This window comes from Algimonas arctica (genome assembly GCF_014652695.1).
Classification (GTDB): Bacteria; Pseudomonadota; Alphaproteobacteria; order Caulobacterales; family Maricaulaceae; genus Litorimonas; species Litorimonas arctica.
In genome coordinates, this window is record NZ_BMZH01000040.1 from 1 (window position 1) to 1666 (window position 1666).

A 1666-nucleotide genomic window follows, 5' to 3' on the forward strand; every position below is an offset into this window, starting at 1 on the left:
CCATGGTCGGGGCTCTGACTCTTCGGTCAGCCCCTATGGGGCTCAACCGGAACTGTCGCATTTGAACTTTGCAGAAAGTGTCTTGCCTTATCTTTGCTCCAACACAACGATAGAAGGTTCGTCGTGGGACACCGAGCTTGTCGAGTGTCCATTTTCCGGGCTTCTTTGATCGCTCCACCAGGCGGATGATCTCGAGCTTCTCTGATGCTGGATATCTCATTCGTCGTCGCCCCCATCCCCGATCATGCTTTTTTTGAGCAGACGGTTTTCCAGAATTAGCTCGGCAACACATTCCTTGAGTTCGCGGGCTTCAGAGCGCAGCCCTTTGACTTCAGATGTGTTGGCTTGGCGGACAATGTCTCCGGCGAGCCGCTTCTTACCGTTCAAGGCCCTTCATCCGCCTTAGGGCGGCGGGCCTCTCACCCATAAAGTCCTTCGACCACTTGTAATAAACGCCTTGGGATATGCCTTCTTTGCGGCACAACTCAGCAATGCTGTCTTCGCCGCGAAGACCGTCCAGAACGATGCGGATCTTCTCCTCGGCCGATGGCCGCTCGCGCGGTTTACGCTTGATGTCTTTGATCGTCCGCTCTCCGGACGTCGTTTTAGTTGGTCTCATCTGTCTCTCCACGAGATACTAGATGAACAAAAAGTCTCTCTTAGCATGTGTAATTGGACGGACGGCTCAGGCCATTACGTTTCTGATATGCTGCGGGCGTAAGTTCGCATTTATGGGAGAGAAGAATGAGTTACTTTGTCGGATTAGATGTATCGCTGCGATCAGTCGCCTTGTGCGTTGTTAATGCTGAAGGCGATATTGTTCTAGAGCGCGCTTTGGACTGTGAAGTCGGCGCCATCGACGCTTGCCTTCGCAATTTCGCGCAACCGATTACTAAACTTGGCTTTGAAGCCGGCGTTATGAGCCAGACGCTATTCCACGGTTTACGGTCTCTCGGATATGATGCCGTCTGCATGGAAGCCCGTCAGGTCAATGCGGCCCTGTCGGCAATGCGGAATAAAACTGATAAGAATGACGCGCGCGGTATTGCACAGGTGGTGCGCTCAGGCTGGTATCAGCCCGTTCATATGAAGAGCCGAGAGAGCCATTATATCCGCGCGATGCTCTCAAGCCGCAAGGCTGTGCTGCGCAAGTGTGTCGATCTTGAGAACGAGATCCGGGGTCTATTCAAGACTTTCGGAATCCGTCTCCCGGGAACCTTATCCCACCACCGCTTTGACGATACTGTGCGTCCGATCATTGAGGCCGATGAAGGGCTAAGCTTTGCAATGCTCCCCATGCTGGAAGCCCGTGGGGCTTTACATGCTCACTTTCGAGAACTGGATAAACGCGTCAAGCGCGGCGCCGCTCATGATCCAGTTTGCAGTCTCCTTATGACGACGCCCGGGGTTGGTGCCATTACGGCTATGCACTTTAAGGCCGCCATTGATGATCCTGCGCGGTTTAAATCGTCCCGCACTGTCGCCGCGCACTTTGGTCTTACGCCGAGACGCTTCCAATCCGGAGAACTCGACAACCCCGGTCGAATATCCCGTGCCGGCGATTGTCTGACGTCAGCGCTCATGGCACAGATTTGAGCCTGGGCTAAGAGAGACTTTGCTCACCTCCATCCTTATGGAGTGAAGCATGAGACAGACTAAAACAACG

At 53.8% G+C, this 1666-nt stretch carries 1 protein-coding gene and 1 pseudogene; one reads left to right on the top strand and one right to left on the bottom strand.

What is annotated here, in order from left to right:
- Nucleotides 1-106 precede the first annotated feature (106 nt).
- Nucleotides 107-619: pseudogene (locus IE105_RS15245) on the bottom strand (transposase); the annotation flags it as partial.
- 125 nt (nucleotides 620-744) lie between these two features.
- Here IE105_RS15245 and IE105_RS15250 point away from each other — a divergent pair.
- Nucleotides 745-1596 (top strand): IS110 family RNA-guided transposase, encoded by an 852-nt coding sequence (locus IE105_RS15250; protein WP_189499744.1) that lies wholly within the window; start codon nucleotides 745-747, stop codon nucleotides 1594-1596.
- The last annotated feature ends 70 nt before the right edge of the window (nucleotides 1597-1666 follow it).

Excerpts from the sequence above, each read along its gene's own strand:
- IE105_RS15250 (WP_189499744.1), top strand. The coding sequence starts at position 745 with ATGAGTTACTTTGTCGGATTAGATGTATCGCTGCGATCAGTCGCCTTG.